2 protein-coding genes and 1 pseudogene are annotated in these 2,507 nt (G+C 34.1%); 1 reads left to right on the top strand and 2 read right to left on the bottom strand.

The window, feature by feature from the left end; all coding sequences use genetic code 11:
• Nucleotides 1-170: 170 nt before the first annotated feature.
• A pseudogene (locus V7077_RS26620) lies at nucleotides 171-480 on the top strand (IS110 family transposase); the annotation flags it as partial.
• A gap of 457 nt (nucleotides 481-937) precedes the next feature.
• Here the strand turns inward: V7077_RS26620 and V7077_RS26625 are convergent.
• A complete protein-coding gene (locus V7077_RS26625) occupies nucleotides 938-1,393 on the bottom strand; it encodes a GNAT family N-acetyltransferase (RefSeq protein ID WP_335507589.1) in 456 nt (151 codons plus the stop codon).
• A 191-nt stretch (nucleotides 1,394-1,584) separates the two neighbouring features.
• Nucleotides 1,585-2,507 (bottom strand): metal ABC transporter substrate-binding protein (locus tag V7077_RS26630; protein WP_420489713.1); only part of this gene is annotated, 923 nt, incomplete at its 5' end.

Genomic DNA, 2,507 nt, shown 5'->3' on the forward strand with positions numbered 1-2,507 from the left:
GTAACTGCCCGTGGGGCTTGACCCCGTCAGCTAAACGGTTCGCCCCCTACTTGTAGAAACATGACTGAGGCTGGTTGGGACATAGATTTCGTATAACAAGCGAAGCTGTGACACTGCATGGAGGAATTAGGGGTACTGGCGTATTACTAGTTTAGGAGGAGAATTTAGAAATGAATCCAGTCATTGGTCTGGATATTTCAAAAGGGGAAAGTCAGGTTCAAGCATTTTTAGATAAAGGCAAACCATATCGTAAAAGTTTTAAAGATTCTCATACTCTAGAAGGTCTATGTTTACTTGTAGGTTTTCTTGAGGAAGTTAAGAGAGAAACAGGTAAGAAACCACCTGTTGTTTTAGAGGAAACAGGACATTATCACTCCTCTGTTTTTCATAACTTAGAGGACCGTGGATATTTAATGATTATTATTAACTCATTGATTTCTTATAAGGATAAAAGTTCAAAGTCTTCGGAAAGTACAAACAAAGCTACATTGGATTTATGCCTTACTAAGAAGCAGAACCACTTTCCAAGATATAGCCTAATAACTGTATCTACCCAAAAACAACAAAACCTTCCAGAAATTATGTAACGGAAGGTTATTTGGCATGCCTTTTTTAGTATATCATGCAGTTATTAAACTTTTTATTGAGAATGTTGACAAACTATTAGCTGGTTTATTTTAAGATTAATTCTTCACAAATTTTTATGTAGGGGATAAAAAAAGGATTGTTCATATTGAACAATCTAACCTGTATCCTTTATTTTTATTACACCTTAAGGAATTTAACAATTAGGAATCCAAGAACAACAAGTTCCGTCAAGTTGAAGAACAATTCATATGATGGAATTCTGTTATGTTAATGTTCAAGCAAAACAGATCCTAATAACAATCCAATGTTAGTTGATTTTGAATAATTTATTCAAATAAACATTATAAAATTAATTTATTTCATAGTTTAACCAAACTTGTTTTTTCGCTCCAATCTTGTCATATAAATTTTTAGCAACCTCATTATCATGAGCTGTTTCCCAAAACATATGAGAATAATCATTTTCTCTAACGTAAGAAAGACAAGAATTCAATAATCTTTCACCAATCTTTTGACCCCGTATTTTGGGTGTAACAAACAAATCATATAAAAAAGCCATCCGTTTTACCTCTAATGTATTAAACGTAAAATATAGTGTGGCAAATCCAACTAATCGGTTTGTTTCCGTCTCGGCAACAAACTGAATACCTTCATAAGGATTTTCAAGTAAATGATTAATCAATTTTTTTAGTGCTTCTTCCCTTGGGCGAGGACAATTGTAGAAATCGACGATGTACTGATTCATTAAATTAAAAAGTTGTGGGATATCATCAATTGTAGCATGCCTAATTTTTACTGTTTCCATTTTTATTCCTCCTCCTAATTTCTTTCAATAGTAAGGAATGCAACTTTCATGCCAAAAAAATTTAACAGCATAAGCAACGCAGGCGTTGCTTTTCTTTTGCTCTTGCTACCCTTTAGTTTAAGTACAACTCTTCACAATCCAACAAAATAAAGAGGTTACTCTTTTGAAGTAACCCCAAATTAGATAACTTGTCAAAAGACTGATACTTTCAATGCATCCAGATTTTTTTTCATAACACCAATATAGTCTAAACCTTGTTGTTGTTCTTCTTTAGTTAATCCTTCTAATGGATTTAATACTTCTGTTTTAGCACCTATTTCTTTAGCTAACGTTTCCGCCACTTTTGAAGATGCCATCTCCTCAAAATAAACAACCTTTATATTTTTCTTCTTTGTTAATTCCGTTAATTCAGCTAATTTCCCTAATGTTGGTTCAACGTCGGGTGATAATCCTGCGATAGGAATTTGAGTCAGTCCATATTGTTTTGCCAAGTACCCAAATGCAGCATGTTGTGTAACAAATTCTTTCTTCTTGGCTTTATCAATAGTCTCTTTATATAAGCGGTCTAAATCGGCAAGTTCTGAATTAAAAGCAGCTGCATTCTTTTGAAATTGCTCTTTATTTTTGGGGTCTGCTTGTTCCAAAGCTTTGGCTATATTGTCAACTTCCTTCTGTGCTAAAACAGGAGATAGCCAAACATGGGGATCTTTAGATTCTGCATGATCAGCATGGTCATGCTCTTCTTCTTCTGTATCTTTAGCATTCATCAATTCAATTCCTTTCGAAGCCTCGAGCACATTTAAATTGGGATCGTTGATACTCTTTAATGCCTTTTCCGTCCAGGCTTCAAAGTAACGGCTGTTGTAGATAAACAAATCCGAATCTTGGATTTTTGCCATATCCTTTGCTGTTGGTTCCCAATCATGTGGTTCTACACCATTTGGTATTAAAAGTTCCACGTTTGCTGAATCGCCTGCCACCTTTTTTGCAAAATAGTACATTGGATAAAAAGTAGTGACAATTTGCAGTTTTTTAAATCCTTCACTTGTTTTTTCACTTTTCGTTGAAACTGCATTTGAGCAACCACTTGCCATTAATAAAAAAATAATTAATG

This window comes from Neobacillus vireti, assembly GCF_036962465.1.
GTDB lineage: Bacteria > Bacillota > Bacilli > Bacillales > Cytobacillaceae > Neobacillus > Neobacillus vireti_B.

Bases quoted from the DNA above. Each gene is read 5' to 3' on its own strand.
- V7077_RS26625 (WP_335507589.1), bottom strand. From the start codon at position 1,393: ATGGAAACAGTAAAAATTAGGCATGCTACAATTGATGATATCCCACAA.